The organism is Streptococcus sp. 544, assembly GCF_013277385.1.
Taxonomy (GTDB): Bacteria; Bacillota; Bacilli; order Lactobacillales; family Streptococcaceae; genus Streptococcus; species Streptococcus mitis_BA.
Genome location: NZ_VMMU01000019.1, coordinates 46120 through 64138, shown reverse-complemented (window position 1 = coordinate 64138; position 18019 = coordinate 46120). Strand labels below are relative to the sequence as shown.

The window sequence follows — 18019 nt, the reverse complement described above, 5'->3', positions numbered from 1 at the left end:
GTCGTTTAGAGGAAAGGAAAAAAGATGACTCAACGAGACTTTCGGACAAAAATAGAAAATACGGTTTTTGGTGTTCGGGCGACAGCTTTGATTGTCCAAAATCGCAAGCTCCTAGTTACCAAAGATAAGGGCAAGTATTACACAATTGGAGGTGCGATTCAAGTCAATGAAAGTACGGAAGACGCGGTAGTCCGTGAAGTAAGAGAAGAACTGGGAGTCAAAGCTCAAGCTGGACAGCTAGCTTTCGTAGTTGAAAATCGTTTTGAACAGGACGGTGTTTCTTATCACAATATCGAGTTTCATTATCTGGTGGACTTGCTTGAAGATGCTCCATTGACCATGCAGGAAGACGAAAAAACGAAGCCCTGTGAGTGGATTGACTTAGACAAGCTTAAGGGTATCAATCTAGTTCCAGCCTTTCTAAAAACAGCCCTGCCAGATTGGGACGACCAACTAAGACACATTCATCTTGAGGAATAGGAGAGAAACATGACTTATAATTTTACTGAAGAATACGATATTATTGTAATCGGTGCGGGACATGCTGGGGTCGAGGCTTCCTTGGCCGCTAGCCGTATGGGTTGTAGGGTCTTACTTGCGACTATCAACATTGAAATGCTGGCTTTCATGCCTTGTAACCCCTCTATCGGTGGTTCTGCCAAGGGGATTGTCGTGCGTGAAGTTGATGCCCTCGGTGGCGAGATGGCCAAAACCATTGACAAGACTTACATCCAGATGAAGATGCTTAATACAGGGAAGGGGCCAGCTGTCCGTGCCCTTCGTGCGCAGGCTGACAAGGAGCTTTACTCTAAGGAAATGCGCAAGACGGTTGAAAATCAAGAAAATCTGACCCTTCGTCAGACCATGATTGATGAGATTTTGGTTGAAGATGGTAAGGTTGTCGGTGTCCGTACAGCTACTCACCAAGAGTATGCTGCCAAGGCTGTTATTGTGACGACAGGGACTGCTCTCCGTGGGGAAATCATCATCGGAGACCTCAAGTATTCGTCAGGTCCTAACCATAGCCTAGCTTCTATTAACCTAGCTGACAATCTCAAGGAATTGGGACTTGAAATTGGTCGTTTCAAGACAGGAACCCCTCCACGTGTCAAGGCTTCTTCTATCAACTACGATGTGACAGAGATTCAGCCAGGAGACGAAGCGCCTAATCACTTCTCATACACTTCACGTGATGAGGATTATGTCAAAGATCAAGTGCCATGCTGGTTGACCTATACCAATGGTACCAGTCATGAGATTATCCAAAATAACCTCCACCGTGCGCCTATGTTTACAGGTGTGGTCAAGGGAGTGGGGCCTCGTTACTGTCCGTCGATTGAAGACAAGATTGTGCGCTTTGCGGACAAGGAACGTCACCAACTATTCCTTGAGCCAGAAGGGCGCAATACTGAGGAAGTCTATGTTCAAGGACTTTCAACCAGTCTGCCTGAGGATGTCCAGCGTGACTTGGTTCATTCTATCAAAGGTTTGGAAAATGCAGAGATGATGCGGACAGGTTATGCCATTGAGTATGATATGGTCTTGCCTCACCAGTTGCGTGCGACTTTGGAAACCAAGAAAATCTCTGGACTTTTCACTGCTGGTCAGACAAATGGGACGTCAGGTTACGAAGAAGCTGCTGGTCAAGGGATTATCGCAGGTATCAATGCGGCTCTGAAAATCCAAGGCAAGCCTGAGTTGATTTTGAAGCGCAGTGACGGTTATATCGGGGTCATGATTGACGATTTGGTGACCAAGGGAACCATTGAACCCTACCGTCTATTGACCAGTCGTGCTGAATACCGTCTCATTCTCCGCCATGACAATGCCGATATGCGTTTGACTGAGATGGGACGCGAGATTGGCCTTGTGGATGATGAACGCTGGGCTCGCTTTGAAATCAAGAAAAATCAATTTGATAATGAGATGAAACGCTTAGACAGCATCAAACTCAAGCCAGTCAAGGAAACCAATGCCAAGGTTGAGGAGATGGGCTTCAAGCCGTTGACCGATGCAGTGACAGCCAAGGAATTCCTTCGCCGTCCAGAAGTTTCTTACCAAGATGTGGTGGCCTTCATCGGACCAGCTGCAGAGGAATTGGATGACAAGATTATCGAATTGATTGAAACAGAAATCAAGTACGAAGGCTATATTTCAAAAGCCATGGACCAGGTTGCTAAGATGAAACGCATGGAAGAAAAACGCATTCCATCCAATATAGACTGGGATGACATTGATTCTATCGCAACGGAAGCCCGTCAGAAGTTCAAACTCATCAATCCAGAAACCATCGGCCAAGCCAGCCGTATTTCGGGAGTAAACCCAGCAGATATTTCTATTTTGATGGTGTATCTTGAAGGTAAAAATCGTAGTATTTCTAAAACTCTTCAAAAATCAAAATAATACGTCGTCGGCTTCTTACGAATGAGTTCAAAGCTTGGCTTTGATTCATCTACAGCCTCCCATAGTTCCCCGAACTATGGGAGCTAACTCAAGTTATGCTTTCGCCTAGCCTTCTAGTCTGATTTCGATTTTTATTGAGTTTTAATCTCAAAAGAAAGCATAGAGAAAAACAGCTCCGAAAATCGGGGCTGTTTTCTTGCTTTATTCTTCATCTGGTGTGAGAATCATCGGGATGATAATCGGTTCACGTTCGGTATTTTCATAGAGGAAGGGGCGAATAGCGTTGACAATGGCACCATTGACTGATTGCACGCTAGCGTCCTTGTTTTTCAGTGCGATACGAATGGCATTGAAGAGGATACGCTGGCTTTGGCGAATCAAGTCGCCAGACTCTCTCATGTAGACAAAGCCTCGGCTGAGGATGTCTGGACCAGACAGAATCATCTGCGATTTGAAGTCAACAGTTGCGACTGCCAGAACGACACCGTCTTCAGATAGATCGCGACGATCTTTGAGGACAGCAGCGCCGATTTCACCGATACGATTTCCATCGACATAGATATCTTGGGCGTTGAAATGACCTGCTATACGAGCTGAGTCAGCAGTGAGGGCAAGCACATCACCATTGCTCATGATAAAGATATTGTCCTTCTCAACCCCAGTATCTACCGCCAGTCCAGCGTGGACTTTTTGCATGCGGTATTCACCGTGGACAGGCATGAAGTATTTTGGCTTAATCAAGCGGAGCATGAGTTTTTGCTCTTGCTGGCCACCGTGTCCAGATGTATGGATATTGTTCACTTTACCGTGGATAACTTCGACACCAGCTTCTGAAATGATGTTAATCAGCTTGTTGACGCTAGTAGTGTTTCCAGGGATTGGACTTGAAGAGAAGATAACGGTATCACCTGGTTGGAGTTGTACCTGACGGTGAGTTCCGTTGGCGATACGAGAGAGGGCCGCCATAGGCTCACCCTGACTACCTGTACAGAGGATAAGAATCTCGCCTGCAGGGTAATCTTTGATTTCATTTGGCTCGATAAAGGTTCCCTTAGGAGCTTTGATGTAGCCAAGATCGATTCCGTTGACAATGGCCTTTTCCATGGAGCGACCAAAGACCGCAATCTTACGTCCAGTCTTAACAGCAGCTTCTGTTGCTTGCTGGAGACGGAAGATATTTGAGGCAAAGGATGCAAAGATGATACGTCCTTCAATACCTTGGATAATCTTCATGATGGACTGGCCAACGACTTTTTCAGAGTTGGTAAAGGTTGGAATTTCTGCATTTGTCGAGTCAGACAGGAGACAGAGTACACCGTCTTCACCAAGAGCTGCCATACGGTGCAAGTCTGCTGGTTCACCAACTGGTGTTAAGTCAAACTTGAAGTCACCCGTACAGACAATTTTCCCTTGAGGAGTATGAATGACAATCCCCAAAGGTTCTGGAATAGAGTGAGTCGTTCTAAAGAAAGTTGCCTTGAGATTTTTAAAGGTCAACTCAGTATTGTGGTTGATTTCGTAAAGTTTGGCGTTGCGCAAGAGGCCGTGTTCTTCGAGTTTCCCACGGATCAAAGCCAAGGCAAGCGGCCCAGCGTAGATAGGGACATTTGCTTGCTTGAGTAGGAATGGAATCCCACCGATGTGGTCCTCGTGTCCGTGTGTGATTAAGACAGCCTTGACGCGGTCGATATTGTCTACGATGTAAGAGTAGTCAGGAATGACATAGTCGATACCCAGCAAGTCATCTTCTGGGAATTTAATCCCAGCATCGACGATGATAATCTCATCTTGGTATTCAATTCCGTAAGTGTTTTTCCCGATTTCTCCCAGACCACCGATGGCAAAAACGCCGACTTCTTCAGGTTTAAGAGTATAGGCCATATTAGAACTCCGTAATTTCGAAGGCGCCAGTTTCTTTTTCGTAATCTAGCAATTTGTCAGACAAGAGTTCGATATATTCGATATTGTACTCTGGGCGATTTTCTTCGACAAGTTGGCGAGCAGCGATACGGCCCTCAAGTTCTGAGCTGGCATCGATGTCTAGGTAAAGTGCGCGTGTTGTTTCACGACGTGGGCTACGTTCTTTTGTTTCTTGATAAAAAACTTTGTAAATCATATAGTTCCTTTCTATTTTACAGGTCAGCTTATTCCAAACTTTTAGCATAGATTTGCTTGATTTCATTCCATTTTGTGTCTAGATTGACCTTGATTCGTTACAATTATTTCAATTATACCACAAAATGAAAAATTAGTAAAAGACGGAAACGAGAAAGTCATGGGATAATTCCTTTAGTAAGCGCTTGCAAAAACGAAGAAAATGTGTTATATTGATAACAGAAGTGGAATTTATTGTTTGTCATAATTCCATATAGTTTTTAAGTCAAGGAGGTTGCCCTATGTATAACTTATTTGCTATTGCTATCGGAGCTCGCTTGGTAGCTTTTATTGTTTTTGTTGCTTGCGTTTATGGAGGGAATCTTCTATTTGCCAAACTGGAACGACGACAAAGCAAGTTCTTGTGGAAGATTAGTTTTATGACTCTCTACTCGCTTTTTCTCCTCCTCGTAACCTATGTCGTTTGGTTTGTATTTTACTTTGGATTAAATGCTTAGATGCTCTGCTTATGCTGGGGCATTTTTGTTTGGGGATATAGTGATAGTAGATTTACGACACGAAAATTCCACCCCATCTATCAAGATGAGGTGGTCTTTGCATTTTTCTAAAATGACATGACAATCGAATTTTCATAGCTTATTAGTTTTATGTTAATGATTCTTCTGTTCAAAAATAGAGTTGAAGCATAAAAATAAAACAATACAAACAGATAAATCAATTGGTAAAGGGATAGTAGTCATGTTTAAATCATTGAGAATGCTGAGCAAACTGTAAGAGATAAAGATAATAAAATTTATCTTTCTAAAAATGTGTTTTTTATTTAGCATGACTTACCAAATTTTTTACGAAGGTCTTTTCCAATGGTATAACCTGCCATAAATAAAGCGATACCAACACCTACACCAAAACCACCCTTTATTTCTTGCAATTCCTTATTAGAAATTTCACAATAGTTGTTCAAATCTTTCATCATATTAATCTCCTCCTAAAAAATAACCAGCTGCCAAACCAGAACCTATAAGTGCTGTTCCGCCTGCAATAGCTTTCCAAGATACTGCTACTCCAAAGATAATCAAGGGAGCGAGACCGCCATCAATATCTGATAATTCATTTTCAGATAGGGATAAAAATTGATTGTCAAGAACGTCAAAATTTGTCATTGAACTTTCCTCCTTTTTTCTTGTTCACTTTTATATTCGGAAAAGAAAAGGAAAAGCGAACATTTTTTAAATTATTTTTTAGCTAAGTATAGGCATTTTTGTTTGGGGATAAAGAAAATTCCCATGTGCCAGCTTTTGTAGTATAATAGTAAGCAGACAAAAAGATAGGAATGTGTTATGAAAGTATTAGCTTTTGATACGTCTAGCAAGGCTCTTTCTCTCGCTATTTTAGAGGACAAGCAGGTTCTTGCCGAGACGACGATTAATATTAAGAAAAATCACAGTATTACCCTTATGCCTGCCATCGATTTTTTGATGGCAAGTTTGGACTGGACGCCCAAGGATTTGGACCGAATCGTGGTGGCGGAAGGGCCAGGTAGCTACACAGGCTTGCGAATTGCGGTAGCAACTGCCAAAACTTTGGCTCACACTCTGAACATCGAGTTGGTTGGTATGTCTAGCCTCTTGGCTCTGGTGCCCTACCAACAAGAAGGCTTGTTCGTCCCTTTGATGGATGCGCGTCGCAACAATGTTTACGCAGGATTTTATGAAAATGCTAAACCTGTCATGCCAGAAGCTCACCTGCCCTTTGAGCGAGTGATTGAGCTAATCAAGGGTGCTAGTCAGGTAACCTTTGTCGGAGAAGTTGTCCCCTTTGTGGAGCAGATTCAAGAACACTTGCCAAGGACTAATTATAAAGAAACATTGCCTAATGCAGCTAATCTAGCTCTCTGGGCCTGGGACAAGGAAGCAGACTCCTTGCATGATTTTGTGCCGAACTACCTCAAACGAGTCGAGGCTGAGGAAAACTGGCTCAAGAACCACACCGAGTCTGGCGAGTCTTACATTAAACGCCTATGATTGAAATCAGACGAATCCAACAGCAACCTGATCTGGCTCAAGCTATCTACGCTGTCATGGCAGTTGTTTACCCAGTCAGTCCTTGGACTCTGGAACAAATCCAAGCAGACCTGTCCCAAGATCAGACTTGGTATGCTCTGGCTTATGATGGGGCAGAAGTGATTGGCTTTCTAGCTGTTCAGGAAAATATCTTTGAGGCAGAAGTCTTGCAAATCGCTGTTAAAGGAGCCTATCAGGGTCAGGGAATTGCGTCAGCCTTGTTTGCTCAATTGCCGACAGACAAAGAGATTTTCCTCGAAGTCAGAAAGTCAAACCAACGAGCGCAAGCATTTTACAAGAAAGAAAAGATGGCGGTCATCGCTGAGAGAAAGGCCTACTACCATGATCCAGTCGAGGACGCCATCATCATGAAGAGAGAAATAGATGAAGGATAGATATATTTTAGCATTTGAGACATCCTGTGATGAGACCAGTGTCGCCGTCTTGAAAAACGACGATGAGCTCTTGTCCAATGTCATTGCTAGTCAAATTGAGAGTCACAAACGTTTCGGGGGCGTAGTGCCTGAAGTAGCCAGTCGTCACCATGTCGAGGTCATTACAGCCTGTATCGAGGAGGCTCTGGCAGAAGCAGGGATTACCGAAGAGGATGTGACAGCTGTTGCGGTTACCTACGGACCAGGCTTGGTCGGAGCCTTGCTAGTTGGTTTGTCAGCTGCTAAGGCCTTTGCTTGGGCACATGGACTTCCACTTATCCCTGTTAACCACATGGCTGGTCACCTCATGGCAGCTCAGAGCGTGGAGCCTTTGGAGTTTCCCTTGTTAGCACTTTTAGTAAGCGGTGGACACACAGAGTTGGTTTATGTTTCTGAGGCTGGTGACTACAAGATTGTTGGGGAAACGCGAGATGACGCGGTTGGTGAGGCCTATGATAAGGTTGGCCGTGTCATGGGATTGACCTATCCTGCCGGTCGTGAGATTGATGAGCTAGCTCATCAGGGGCAGGATATTTATGATTTTCCTCGTGCCATGATTAAGGAAGATAATCTGGAGTTTTCATTCTCTGGTTTGAAGTCTGCCTTTATCAATCTTCACCACAATGCCGATCAAAAGGGAGAAAGCTTGTCCACAGAGGATTTGTGTGCTTCCTTCCAAGCAGCTGTCTTGGATATTCTTATGGCAAAAACCAAGAAGGCTTTGGAGAAATACCCTGTTAAAACCCTTGTCGTGGCAGGTGGTGTGGCAGCCAATAAAGGTCTCAGAGAACGCCTAGCGGCCGAAATCACTGACGTCAATGTCATCATCCCACCTCTGCGCCTCTGCGGAGACAATGCAGGAATGATTGCCTATGCCAGCGTCAGTGAGTGGAACAAAGAAAACTTCTCAGGCTTGGACCTCAATGCCAAACCAAGTCTCGCTTTTGATACCATGGAATAAAATGGAGTCAGCTTAAGGCTGGCTTTTTCAATCACCAAAGTGTCAGAATATTTTGACAAAACTATAAAAATAATGATATAATATGCAAAAGCTAGGAGGTGGTAAGATGATCGAGAGAATGGAATTGGGAGAATTTTACAAGGAGTTGCGCTTGGCTAGAAAGCTCAAGCAGTCAGATGTGGCTTGTGCTGGACTAACAGCTTCTCAGCTGTCCAAGTTTGAACTAGGGCAGTCTATGCTATCTGCGGATAAGTTGATTCTAGCCATCCAAGGGATCAATATGAATTTTGATGAGTTTGGGCACAAACTCAACAACTATCAAGAATCTCCACATATGCAGATTGGTAGGAGGGTTGTGGATCGCTTTGCCCACCAAGATATAGCTGGCTTAGAGCAACTGTTGGAGGAAGTCGAGCAAGGACAGATGGCAGAGACCTATCGTTGTTTGAATGCCATTGTGATTAAAAATGCTATTCATTCCTTAAATAAGAGCTATCTGCTAACAGAGGAGGATAGGGAGTTTTTGACTACTTATCTCTATGCTATTGAGTCTTGGACCTGGTTTGAACTCTATCTTTTTTGCAATACCATGCCCTTCCTAAGCAATCAAGATCTGATTTTTTTATCAACCTCTTTGCTTGAAAAATCCAAAGAATTTAAAGAGTTAGTACACAATCGATTGTATATGAAGCAAGGACTATTAAATATCTTATCAGAGCTCATGGAGCGCAAGCTTTTCTCCTATATCCCAATCTTTGAAGCAGAGCTGGAGAGTATGCTCCGTCCATACGATGTTTTTGAGAAATTATCGTGGCAATTTTTAAAGAAAATGAGTATATTTCTTCAAACCAAAGGAAGTAATCAAAAAGAGATTGAACACTTTATCCAATCTCTGCAAGTATTAGAAAATTCACAATTAACAGCCCTCTTCGAATTGCGTTTTCAGCAATACAAAGAACTTATCGATTGATTAGAAACGGGAAGACGATAACCCACTCCGAAATAAGCAGGAGTATCAGTTGGATTTTTCTTTTCTTCATCATTATATCCCTCCTTGTTAGTAATAACTTTATTATACCAGTGAAATAATCAAATCCACTAAAATCGCAAATCAGAAATTTCTATAAGAAAAAATATCAAATATGCGATTTTCTCAAATACGCCAATTTTCGTGTTATAGTGTTCTTGTAAAGTACTTGAAGCAAATCCTAGGTCGCATAAGTGGTTTACAAAGAAAAATAATTGGAGGAGAAACAATGTCTGCTGTACCATATTCATTTCAAGGGCATCGTTTAGGTGGCCGTTAGTTAAATAATAGCAATCTATAGGATAGAAAAGATAAACTTTGGATTAGATATAGTGGATTGAAATCAAGATAAACATATACGACAAAAATTCTAATTAATATATATTTTGCTGCAAATGCAACGGATATTATACAAAAAATCTTAAATCTTAATAATTGTGAAGAATGATGATATTCATAATGTTTAAAAGTTAATATCTGCATGCTATTAAGATTTTAACTGAATTTTAGAAGTCGATAAGTTTTTTGTATTTTAATTTATTATATGGATAGAAATTATAAATGAGTTGTATTCGTATTTATAATTTTGGAGTTTAGGAAAATATTTTCCAAACTCCTATTTGTTGTTTATCTTTTAATAGTTTTTGATTAGGAGGATCTAAATGAGAATAAAGAGAACTCTTCAACCGTATATATTTAAAGATAAAATAAAATTTGGTTTTGGTAATGCTTCTCTTGTAAGGGAGATTGATTTTAATGAAGAGAACATCAATTTAATAAAAAAATTAGATAATGACATTGATATAAAATTGTTGTCTAATGGAGAAAAACAAGTTGTTGAGTCGATGATATCTATGGGATTAGTGACTAGTAATCAATATGATAATTCCAAATATTCCCGAAATATTAATTTCTTTGAGTGGGTTGATTTGTCAGAAAATTTAGACCCTAGTAAGTATCAGGATAGATTATTAAATTCAACAGTTTTAATTGTTGGTGTAGGGGGTATTGGATCAACAACAGTCGAAATTTTAGCTCGTCTAGGTATAGGTAATTTCATATTAGTAGATTTTGACATTGTGGAAGAGTCAAATCTTACTAGACAAACATCCTTTAAGAAATCTGATATTGGTAAGCTAAAAATAGACATAATAAAACAGCATATTCAAGAGATTTCTGATTCAAATGTGACAACTATTTATAGGAAGTTAGAGTGTCAGAATGACTTAGAAACTATTTTTAAAGATTATAATTTTGACATTGCTTTATGCTGTGCAGATACTCCTAGAATAGAGATAGACTACTGGTTTGATGATTTAGCTCATAAATATACGAGACCTATTATTGTTGGCTCATATGCATCTACGGTAATAAACTACCTACATATTATTCCGGGCAAAACTATTTCATTGAGGGAGTTTTATAGGGACTTTATGATAACAGATGATCATGTTTTGGATAGTAGAATACCGTATAGTGTTATTTCTCCAATATCATATATGGCTGCATCAATCATATCTTATAAAGTATTAGATACTTTAACAGGATTATTGAATTTAACGGATTATATTCAAATCGATTGCATGAATTTTGAGGTTTATAAGCATGATATTAAGAAAATTTAGCCAAAATTTTATAAATTTAATATTAGGTAGATCGTCTAGGAATATTGCAGATAGTTTTTACTTTATTGCTTTATCGATAGGGTTAGTAAGTGTATATCATATTGAGGCAGGACAGTTATCTCTATTTACTCTAATTGGTTTTATCCCAAATTTGCTTGCTGTTTTTTATGGAAGTTTTATAAATAAAATTCAGAGAGATAAAATTTGGCTAGTGATTTTCCAGATTCTCCAGTTTATTATAATTGTGATTACAATTCTGTGTTTAAGGTATCATTTTCGTGTTGTGTATATCTATGTATTGAATTTTTTGTTCGCATTATCAACTAATTTATTAAATACACTGCAGATGAAAATTGTTCCAGAAACTTTAAATAATGATGACATGCTAATAAAGAAATCGATAGATGTTCAATACTTGGCATCAAATGTGTTAGATATTATTAGTAATTTAACTGCATCTCTACTATTAGGGCTTCTATCTTATTTTGTTGTTTTTAATTTAAGTATTCCGTTTTTTGTGGCTGCTATTTATTTTATGATTAAAATCAGATTGCCCGGTTCCAAAAACAATACTAAAAGTGTTCGACCTGAAAAGGTAGATTTGGAAAGTAATTCTTCTTTCCAATTTTTGGAAACTGTTTCTGCTTTTCGAGAATCAAAATTTGCCTCTTTTATAGTAGTTACAGAGTCAATTTTAAGTGGGGGTACAGATCTACTTTTAACTTTAATGCCACTGTATCTTTTATCAGAAGGCATACCTATTCAATATTTGGGATTGGTACTAGGAGCTCAAAGATTTGCCGATTTGATAGGAGCAATTTTGGCTCCTAGAGTGGGAATTCCGTATAAAATGTTTTTCTTTATTGATTATACTGTATCTGGATTAGCACTCATGCTAGTATTTATTACTCCATTTCCGTTAATAAAGTTGTTGTTATTTTTTTTAGCATTTATTTTAATAGGTATATCAGGAAATATGTTTGAAAAAATGATTTACTCAGAGTATAGATACGACACTATGGGATTGATATATTCGACTAATTCAAGTTTATATGCTTTATTTGCCATTCTATTTTTGATTATTCCTCAATTTTATACAGATATAAAAATTTTGGGTATTTTAATAAATGGATTTACACTATCTATAGGAATTTATTTATTAGTTATTTGTAATTTTTTCAAAAAGAATGATACTAATTGTTAAAATTTATTTTATATGAATGTTGCATGATTATTTGAAAAGAACTTCTAAAAATTTTTAGAGGTGTCCATGAAAGAAACGAAATTTCACCTAGCAACTGGAAGTCTGTACAATATATTTCTAATTTGGAACACACTGTAAATGTTATGGTGGATGGTTGGGCTAAATATGGTCCTTGGCGTCCTAGATAAAATGAGGTAAACGATGGAAAAACAGAGTCAGTTACAAATTTTAATTCATTCCCTGTACAATAATAAAGAAATTAGCTTGACGGAAGAATTTAGGAAGCAATTGCTGGAAACAGCAAAACAGTTCTCTAGTACTAGTGAAGATTTGCTAGCTGTACGTCTCTCATTTGCCGTCTCTAAAGAATTATTGGGCTTTAAAGGTGAACCACCGACAGAGTTATTGGATTTGGCAAAATTTGTCCAAAAGAAAGAAGCTAAATATAAGCAGGGAGTAGTGTGGTCTGGTATTTTTAAAATATGATTCATTATAAAATACGGCATGAGCATCGCATAATGGATGAATCTGAATATGAGCAAGACTTGGATTTCAATGCCAAACCAAGTCTTGTTTTTGATACTATAGAATAAAATGGAGTCTGTCTGATTACAATCAGCAGACTTTTTTCTCTTTCCTGAATATGTTATAATAGTCCATGCTGTGGCTGGAGCCTTTTCAGCCCATTTATTAAGACAATATGAGGAGAAAGATGAAAGAAAAAGGATTTTGGGAGGGGGCGCAGGCAGCTATGCCAACGGCACTTGGTTATGTCAGTATCGGCCTGGCCTGTGGGATTATTGGTGCGCCCTATGTGACACCTGTGGAGATGGGCTTGATGAGCCTCTTTGTTTATGCTGGGAGTGCCCAGTTTGCCATGCTGGCACTGATTGCGGTTCAAGCACCTGTAGCAGCTATTGCGATGACGGTCTTTTTGATCAATTTGCGTCTCTTTTTGTTGAGTTTGCATGCGTCGACCTATTTTCGTCATACTAGTCTCTGGCACAATATCGGTATGTCTAGCATCTTGACAGATGAGACTTATGGCGTTTTGATGGGCGAGTTAGCCCATACAGACAAGGTCAATCCTATGTGGATGCACGGAAACAACCTCAATAGCTATGTGGCTTGGTTTGTGGGAACAGTGGTTGGAACGGCTCTGGGTGGTCTGCTGCCAAATCCAGAAATCTTTGGCTTGGATTTTGCCCTGGTTGGGATGTTCATTGGGATTTTTGCTTCGCAATTCCAGATTATGCAAAGACGGATTCCTGTCCGCAATCTGCTTATTATTCTAGCAGTTGTTGCGGTGTCCTTCTTTTTGCTCTTGACAGTGGTGTCTCAGTCACTAGCTGTTCTGTTTGCGACGCTACTTGGTTGTACAATGGGGGTGGTTTTAGATGGTCAGTAAGTATCTTTTATTAGCAGTTCTCTTCTCTGGCTTGGTGACCTGGATTCCCCGTATGATTCCCTTCATCTTGGTCAAGTATAAGGGTTTGCCTGCAATCGTTGAGCGTTTTTTGAAGTTCTTGCCCGTTTCTATTATCTTTGCCTTGATTCTTTCAAGCGTAGTGACAGGCAAGGTTGGGAACCTTCCTCAAATCAAATGGCTGGACTTCTTAGCAGTATTTCCGACGGCTTGGATAGCCTTTCGCTACCGTAATCTAGTCGGAACGGTTCTCTTCGGAGTAGTCTTGATTGCCATCTTGCGTTTGGTCTTTTAAATCAGCCATAAAGAAAACTTATCACAGAGATAGATATCATATAATGGCGTAAATAGTCTTTTTCTGTTAAGATTATAAGGTATTCTATTTTGGAGGAAATGACATGAAAAAAATCGTTAAATACTCATCTCTTGCTGCTCTAGGGCTTATTGCTGCAGGTGTGCTTGCGGCTTGCTCAGGTGGTGCTAAGAAAGAAGGAGAAGCAGCTAGCAAGAAAGAAATCATCGTTGCAACCAATGGTTCGCCAAAACCATTTATCTATGAAGAAAATGGCGAATTGACTGGTTACGAGATTGAAGTGGTTCGCGCTATCTTTAAAGACTCTGACAAGTATGATGTCAAGTTTGAAAAGACAGAATGGTCAGGTGTCTTTGCAGGTCTTGATGCTGATCGTTACAATATGGCTGTCAACAATCTTAGCTACACTAAAGAACGTGCGGAGAAATACCTCTATGCTGCACCAATTGCCCAAAACCCTAATGTCCTTGTAGTGAAGAAAGATGACTCTAGCATCAAGTCTCTCGCTGATATCGGTGGAAAATCGACGGAAGTCGTTCAAGCTACTACATCAGCTAAGCAGTTAGAAGCATACAACGCTGAACACCCAGACAACCCAACTATCCTTAACTATACTAAGGCAGACTTCCAACAAATCATGGTACGTTTGAGCGATGGCCAATTTGACTATAAGATTTTTGATAAAATCGGTGTTGAAACAGTTATCAAGAACCAAGGTTTGGATAACTTGAAAGTTATCGAACTTCCAAGCGACCAACAACCTTACGTTTACCCACTTCTTGCTCAAGGTCAAGATGAGTTGAAATCATTTGTAGACAAACGCATTAAAGAACTCTACAAAGATGGAACGCTTGAAAAATTGTCTAAACAATTCTTCGGAGACACTTACCTACCGGCAGAAGCTGATATTAAATAATTTCTTGAAGTCATCCATTCTGAATAAGATGGGTGATTTCTCAGTTTTTAGGGATATAGTTTTAAACTATATATCTGATTATCTAATAACAATTTGTGCAATTGAACAAAGTATGAGATACTAGTACGGTATTATTTTTAAGGAGAAAGAATCATGAAAATTAAAAAATGGCTTGGTGTAGCAGCCCTTGCTACAGTCGCAGGTTTGGCTCTTGCAGCTTGCGGAAACTCAGAAAAGAAAGCAGACAATGCAACAACTATTAAAATCGCAACTGTTAACCGTAGCGGTTCTGAAGAAGCGCGTTGGGATAAAGTTCAAGAATTGGTTAAAAAAGACGGAATCACTTTGGAATTTACAGAGTTCACAGACTACTCACAACCAAACAAGGCAACTGCTGATGGCGAAGTAGACTTGAACGCTTTCCAACACTACAACTTCTTGAACAACTGGAACAAAGAAAACGGAAAAGACCTTGTAGCGATTGCTGATACTTACATCTCTCCAATCCGCCTTTACTCAGGTTTGAATGGAAGTGAAAACAAGTACACTAAAGTAGAAGATATCCCAGCAAACGGAGAAATCGCTGTACCAAATGACGCTACAAACGAAAGCCGTGCGCTTTACTTGCTTCAATCAGCTGGCTTGATTAAATTGGACGTTTCAGGAACTGCTCTTGCAACTGTTGCTAACATCAAAGAAAATCCAAAGAACTTGAAAATCACTGAATTGGATGCTAGCCAAACAGCTCGTTCATTGTCATCAGTTGACGCTGCCGTTGTAAACAATACCTTCGTTACAGAAGCAAAATTGGACTACAAAAAAGCACTTTTCAAAGAACAAGCTGATGAAAACTCAAAACAATGGTACAACATCATCGTTGCGAAAAAAGATTGGGAAACATCACCAAAAGCTGATGCTATCAAGAAAGTGATCGCAGTTTACCACACAGATGACGTGAAAAAAGTTATCGAAGAAACATCAGACGGTTTGGATCAACCAGTTTGGTAATAAGAAACAGGGAGGTGGGAGAGAGAATTCCACCTCTTGCTTTTGTATAGAGCATGGATTGTAAAGAAGACTATAGTTTCATAGAAAGGTAGAGAGAATATGGTTTTTCCTAGCGAACAAGAACAGATTGAAAAATTTGAAAAGGATCATGTAGCCCAGCATTATTTTGAGGTTTTGCGTACCTTGATTTCTAAGAAGTCGGTCTTTGCCCAACAGGTGGGTCTCAAAGAAGTTGCCAACTATCTGGGTGAGATTTTCAAGCGTGTTGGGGCTGAAGTGAAGATTGATGAGACTTATACGGCGCCCTTTGTCATGGCGCATTTCAAGAGTTCGCGCCCAGATGCCAAGACTTTGATTTTCTATAACCACTATGACACTGTGCCAGCGGACGGAGATCAAGTGTGGACAGAGGATCCCTTTACGCTTTCGGTGCGCAATGGCTTCATGTATGGGCGTGGGGTTGACGATGATAAGGGGCATATCACAGCTCGTTTGAGTGCTTTGAGAAAATACATGCAGCACCACGATGACCTGCCTGTCAATATCAGCTTTATCATGGAGGGTGCGGAGGAATCGGCCTCGACAGACCTAGATAAGTATCTGGAAAAACATGCGGATAAACTCCGTGGTGCAGATTTGTTGGTCTGGGAACAAGGGACCAAAAATGCCTTGGAACAGCTGGAAATTTCTGGTGGAAATAAGGGGATTGTGACCTTTGATGCCAAGGTAAAAAGTGCGGATGTCGATATCCATTCTAGTTATGGTGGGGTTGTGGAATCAGCTCCCTGGTATCTCCTCCAAGCCCTACAGTCTCTTCGCGCTGCAGATGGCCGTATCTTAGTTGAAGGCTTGTACGAAGAAGTACAAGAGCCAAATGAACGAGAAATGGCCTTGCTAGAAACTTATGGTCAACGAAACCCAGAGGAAGTCAGTCGGATTTATGGATTGGAGTTGCCTCTCTTACAGGAGGAGCGGATGGCCTTTCTAAAACGTTTCTTTTTCGAGCCAGCGCTTAATATCGAAGGGATTCAGTCTGGTTATCAAGGTCAGGGTGTTAAGACTATTTTGCCTGCAGAAGCCAGTGCCAAGCTAGAGGTTCGTCTGGTTCCGGGCTTAGAACCGCATGATGTTCTGGAAAAAATTCGGAAACAGCTAGACAAAAATGGCTTTGATAGGGTAGAATTATACTATACCTTGGGAGAGATGAGCTATCGAAGCGATATGAGCGCACCAGCCATTCTCAATGTAATCGAGTTGGCCAAGAAATTCTATCCACAGGGCGTTTCAGTCTTGCCGACGACAGCGGGGACAGGGCCTATGCATACGGTCTTTGATGCCCTAGAGGTGCCAATGGTGGCCTTCGGTCTAGGAAATGCCAATAGCCGAGACCACGGTGGAGATGAAAATGTGCGAATCGCCGATTACTATACCCATATTGAATTAGTAGAGGAGCTGATTAGAAGCTATGAGTAGAGATATTATCAAGTTAGATCAGATCGATGTGACTTTTCACCAAAAGAAGAGAACCATCACAGCGGTCAAAGATGTGACCATTCACATCCAAGAAGGGGATATTTACGGAATTGTTGGATATTCTGGAGCAGGGAAATCAACCCTTGTACGGGTGATTAACCTCTTGCAAAAGCCATCTGCAGGGAAAATTACCATTGACGACGATGTGATTTTTGATGGCAAGGTGACCTTGACAGCCGAGCAGTTGCGTCGTAAACGTCAGGATATCGGGATGATTTTCCAGCATTTCAATCTGATGAGCCAAAAGACAGCAGAGGAGAATGTAGCCTTTGCCCTTAAACACTCTGGACTCAGCAAGGAAGAAAAGAAAGCTAAAGTTGCTAAGTTGTTGGACTTGGTCGGCTTGGCAGATCGTGCTGAAAACTACCCTTCACAACTATCTGGAGGGCAAAAACAGCGTGTGGCTATTGCACGTGCCTTGGCAAATGATCCAAAAATCTTAATTTCAGACGAGTCAACTTCTGCTCTTGATCCTAAGACAACCAAGCAGATTTTGGCCTTGTTGCAAGATTTGAACCAAAAATTAGGCTTGACGGTTGTCTTGATTACGCATGAAATGCAGATTGTCAAAGATATTGCCAATCGTGTGGCAGTTATGCAGGACGGACATTTGATTGAAGAGGGTAGTGTCCTTGAAATCTTCTCAGACCCTAAACAACCCTTGACCCAAGACTTTATCTCAACAGCTACAGGTATTGACGAAGCCATGGTCAAGATTGAGAAACAAGAAATCGTGGAACACTTGTCTGAAAACAGTCTATTGGTGCAGCTCAAGTACGCTGGAGCTTCAACAGACGAGCCACTTTTGAATGAATTGTACAAGCACTACCAAGTAACGGCTAATATTCTCTATGGAAATATCGAAATTCTCGATGGCACTCCTGTTGGAGAATTGGTTGTAGTCTTGTCAGGTGAAAAAGCAGCCTTGGCAGGTGCCCAAGAAGCCATTCGTCAAGCAGGTGTACAACTAAAAGTATTGAAGGGAGGACAGTAA

20 protein-coding genes are annotated in these 18019 nt (G+C 40.6%); 16 read left to right on the top strand and 4 right to left on the bottom strand.

The genetic code is table 11. The annotated features are described in order from the left end of the window. Positions 1-24: 24 nt before the first annotated feature. Together HT728_RS08235 and mnmG are read left to right on the top strand one after the other, a co-directional pair. Positions 25-480 carry an NUDIX hydrolase gene (locus HT728_RS08235; RefSeq protein WP_112444506.1) on the top strand — a complete coding sequence of 152 codons (456 nt, stop codon included), beginning with the start codon at positions 25-27 and terminating at the stop codon, positions 478-480. Between the two features lie 9 nt (positions 481-489). After that, positions 490-2403, top strand: coding sequence for a tRNA uridine-5-carboxymethylaminomethyl(34) synthesis enzyme MnmG (gene mnmG / locus HT728_RS08230; protein WP_173219451.1), 1914 nt, complete (start codon positions 490-492; stop codon positions 2401-2403). A gap of 201 nt (positions 2404-2604) precedes the next feature. On the opposite strand, the gene HT728_RS08225 is transcribed toward mnmG, so the two are convergent. Both HT728_RS08225 and HT728_RS08220 read right to left on the bottom strand, forming a co-directional pair. Beyond that, positions 2605-4284, bottom strand: coding sequence for a ribonuclease J (locus HT728_RS08225; RefSeq protein WP_050205233.1), 1680 nt, complete (start codon positions 4282-4284; stop codon positions 2605-2607). Position 4285: 1 nt separating this feature from the next. Further along, positions 4286-4519, bottom strand: a complete 234-nt coding sequence (locus HT728_RS08220; RefSeq protein ID WP_000639572.1) for a DNA-dependent RNA polymerase subunit epsilon — start codon at positions 4517-4519, stop codon at positions 4286-4288. Positions 4520-4799: 280 nt separating this feature from the next. Here HT728_RS08220 and HT728_RS08215 point away from each other — a divergent pair, with 280 nt between their 5' ends. Further along, positions 4800-5015, top strand: a complete 216-nt coding sequence (locus HT728_RS08215; RefSeq protein ID WP_173219454.1) for a hypothetical protein — start codon at positions 4800-4802, stop codon at positions 5013-5015. A 323-nt stretch (positions 5016-5338) separates the two neighbouring features. Here the strand turns inward: HT728_RS08215 and cibB are convergent, their stop codons facing one another. Continuing rightward, positions 5339-5491 (bottom strand): fratricide two-peptide bacteriocin subunit CibB, encoded by a 153-nt coding sequence (gene cibB, locus HT728_RS08210; protein ID WP_000974044.1) that lies wholly within the window; start codon positions 5489-5491, stop codon positions 5339-5341. A 1-nt stretch (position 5492) separates the two neighbouring features. Continuing rightward, entirely contained in the window at positions 5493-5678 is a 186-nt protein-coding gene (cibA, locus tag HT728_RS08205) for a fratricide two-peptide bacteriocin subunit CibA (RefSeq protein ID WP_173219457.1), read from the bottom strand. Positions 5679-5855: 177 nt separating this feature from the next. Here cibA and tsaB point away from each other — a divergent pair, with 177 nt between their 5' ends. From tsaB to HT728_RS08140, 13 genes are all read left to right on the top strand, one after another. After that, positions 5856-6539, top strand: coding sequence for a tRNA (adenosine(37)-N6)-threonylcarbamoyltransferase complex dimerization subunit type 1 TsaB (gene tsaB, locus HT728_RS08200; RefSeq protein WP_173219460.1), 684 nt, complete (start codon positions 5856-5858; stop codon positions 6537-6539). Further along, positions 6536-6973, top strand: coding sequence for a ribosomal protein S18-alanine N-acetyltransferase (rimI, locus tag HT728_RS08195; RefSeq protein ID WP_112444512.1), 438 nt, complete (start codon positions 6536-6538; stop codon positions 6971-6973). The genes tsaB and rimI overlap by 4 nt, the downstream gene beginning before the upstream one ends. Further along, the gene (gene tsaD, locus HT728_RS08190) at positions 6963-7973 is read left to right on the top strand and encodes a tRNA (adenosine(37)-N6)-threonylcarbamoyltransferase complex transferase subunit TsaD (RefSeq protein WP_173219463.1); all 1011 of its coding nucleotides are present in this window, start codon (positions 6963-6965) and stop codon (positions 7971-7973) included. Before rimI ends, tsaD begins: the two co-directional genes overlap by 11 nt. Positions 7974-8079: 106 nt before the next feature. Beyond that, positions 8080-8943, top strand: a complete 864-nt coding sequence (locus HT728_RS08185) for an XRE/MutR family transcriptional regulator (protein WP_050271615.1) — start codon at positions 8080-8082, stop codon at positions 8941-8943. Between the two features lie 719 nt (positions 8944-9662). Next, positions 9663-10625, top strand: coding sequence for a ThiF family adenylyltransferase (locus HT728_RS08180; protein WP_050271616.1), 963 nt, complete (start codon positions 9663-9665; stop codon positions 10623-10625). Continuing rightward, complete coding sequence (locus HT728_RS08175) at positions 10606-11829, top strand: hypothetical protein (protein WP_000603362.1); 1224 nt, start codon at positions 10606-10608, stop codon at positions 11827-11829. The genes HT728_RS08180 and HT728_RS08175 overlap by 20 nt, the downstream gene beginning before the upstream one ends. Before the next feature lie 201 nt (positions 11830-12030). Continuing rightward, a complete protein-coding gene (locus HT728_RS08170) occupies positions 12031-12315 on the top strand; it encodes a hypothetical protein (protein WP_000415011.1) in 285 nt (94 codons plus the stop codon). 226 nt (positions 12316-12541) lie between these two features. Beyond that, entirely contained in the window at positions 12542-13237 is a 696-nt protein-coding gene (locus HT728_RS08165; RefSeq protein WP_000659737.1) for an AzlC family ABC transporter permease, read from the top strand. Continuing rightward, a complete protein-coding gene (locus tag HT728_RS08160; RefSeq protein WP_000253947.1) occupies positions 13227-13550 on the top strand; it encodes an AzlD domain-containing protein in 324 nt (107 codons plus the stop codon). The genes HT728_RS08165 and HT728_RS08160 overlap by 11 nt, the downstream gene beginning before the upstream one ends. 103 nt (positions 13551-13653) lie before the next feature. After that, complete coding sequence (locus HT728_RS08155; RefSeq protein WP_049513066.1) at positions 13654-14484, top strand: amino acid ABC transporter substrate-binding protein; 831 nt, start codon at positions 13654-13656, stop codon at positions 14482-14484. 153 nt (positions 14485-14637) lie between these two features. Continuing rightward, positions 14638-15492 carry a MetQ/NlpA family ABC transporter substrate-binding protein gene (locus tag HT728_RS08150; protein WP_173234732.1) on the top strand — a complete coding sequence of 285 codons (855 nt, stop codon included), beginning with the start codon at positions 14638-14640 and terminating at the stop codon, positions 15490-15492. A gap of 99 nt (positions 15493-15591) precedes the next feature. Then, a complete protein-coding gene (locus HT728_RS08145) occupies positions 15592-16965 on the top strand; it encodes a M20/M25/M40 family metallo-hydrolase (RefSeq protein WP_172929902.1) in 1374 nt (457 codons plus the stop codon). Continuing rightward, on the top strand, positions 16958-18019 hold the full coding sequence (locus HT728_RS08140) for a methionine ABC transporter ATP-binding protein (protein WP_000085666.1): 1062 nt from the start codon (positions 16958-16960) through the stop codon (positions 18017-18019). Before HT728_RS08145 ends, HT728_RS08140 begins: the two co-directional genes overlap by 8 nt.

What these genes read in the sequence shown, in the direction of transcription:
- HT728_RS08155 (WP_049513066.1), top strand. Translation starts at nt 13,654, where the DNA reads ATGAAAAAAATCGTTAAATACTCATCTCTTGCTGCTCTAGGGCTTATT.
- HT728_RS08170 (WP_000415011.1), top strand. Translation starts at nt 12,031, where the DNA reads ATGGAAAAACAGAGTCAGTTACAAATTTTAATTCATTCCCTGTACAAT.
- cibA (WP_173219457.1), bottom strand. Translation starts at nt 5,678, where the DNA reads ATGACAAATTTTGACGTTCTTGACAATCAATTTTTATCCCTATCTGAA.
- tsaD (WP_173219463.1), top strand. Translation starts at nt 6,963, where the DNA reads ATGAAGGATAGATATATTTTAGCATTTGAGACATCCTGTGATGAGACC.
- HT728_RS08180 (WP_050271616.1), top strand. Translation starts at nt 9,663, where the DNA reads ATGAGAATAAAGAGAACTCTTCAACCGTATATATTTAAAGATAAAATA.
- HT728_RS08185 (WP_050271615.1), top strand. Translation starts at nt 8,080, where the DNA reads ATGATCGAGAGAATGGAATTGGGAGAATTTTACAAGGAGTTGCGCTTG.
- tsaB (WP_173219460.1), top strand. Translation starts at nt 5,856, where the DNA reads ATGAAAGTATTAGCTTTTGATACGTCTAGCAAGGCTCTTTCTCTCGCT.
- HT728_RS08160 (WP_000253947.1), top strand. Translation starts at nt 13,227, where the DNA reads ATGGTCAGTAAGTATCTTTTATTAGCAGTTCTCTTCTCTGGCTTGGTG.
- HT728_RS08225 (WP_050205233.1), bottom strand. Translation starts at nt 4,284, where the DNA reads ATGGCCTATACTCTTAAACCTGAAGAAGTCGGCGTTTTTGCCATCGGT.
- HT728_RS08140 (WP_000085666.1), top strand. Translation starts at nt 16,958, where the DNA reads ATGAGTAGAGATATTATCAAGTTAGATCAGATCGATGTGACTTTTCAC.
- cibB (WP_000974044.1), bottom strand. Translation starts at nt 5,491, where the DNA reads ATGATGAAAGATTTGAACAACTATTGTGAAATTTCTAATAAGGAATTG.
- HT728_RS08175 (WP_000603362.1), top strand. Translation starts at nt 10,606, where the DNA reads ATGATATTAAGAAAATTTAGCCAAAATTTTATAAATTTAATATTAGGT.
- HT728_RS08220 (WP_000639572.1), bottom strand. Translation starts at nt 4,519, where the DNA reads ATGATTTACAAAGTTTTTTATCAAGAAACAAAAGAACGTAGCCCACGT.
- HT728_RS08165 (WP_000659737.1), top strand. Translation starts at nt 12,542, where the DNA reads ATGAAAGAAAAAGGATTTTGGGAGGGGGCGCAGGCAGCTATGCCAACG.
- HT728_RS08215 (WP_173219454.1), top strand. Translation starts at nt 4,800, where the DNA reads ATGTATAACTTATTTGCTATTGCTATCGGAGCTCGCTTGGTAGCTTTT.
- HT728_RS08150 (WP_173234732.1), top strand. Translation starts at nt 14,638, where the DNA reads ATGAAAATTAAAAAATGGCTTGGTGTAGCAGCCCTTGCTACAGTCGCA.
- HT728_RS08235 (WP_112444506.1), top strand. Translation starts at nt 25, where the DNA reads ATGACTCAACGAGACTTTCGGACAAAAATAGAAAATACGGTTTTTGGT.
- rimI (WP_112444512.1), top strand. Translation starts at nt 6,536, where the DNA reads ATGATTGAAATCAGACGAATCCAACAGCAACCTGATCTGGCTCAAGCT.
- mnmG (WP_173219451.1), top strand. Translation starts at nt 490, where the DNA reads ATGACTTATAATTTTACTGAAGAATACGATATTATTGTAATCGGTGCG.
- HT728_RS08145 (WP_172929902.1), top strand. Translation starts at nt 15,592, where the DNA reads ATGGTTTTTCCTAGCGAACAAGAACAGATTGAAAAATTTGAAAAGGAT.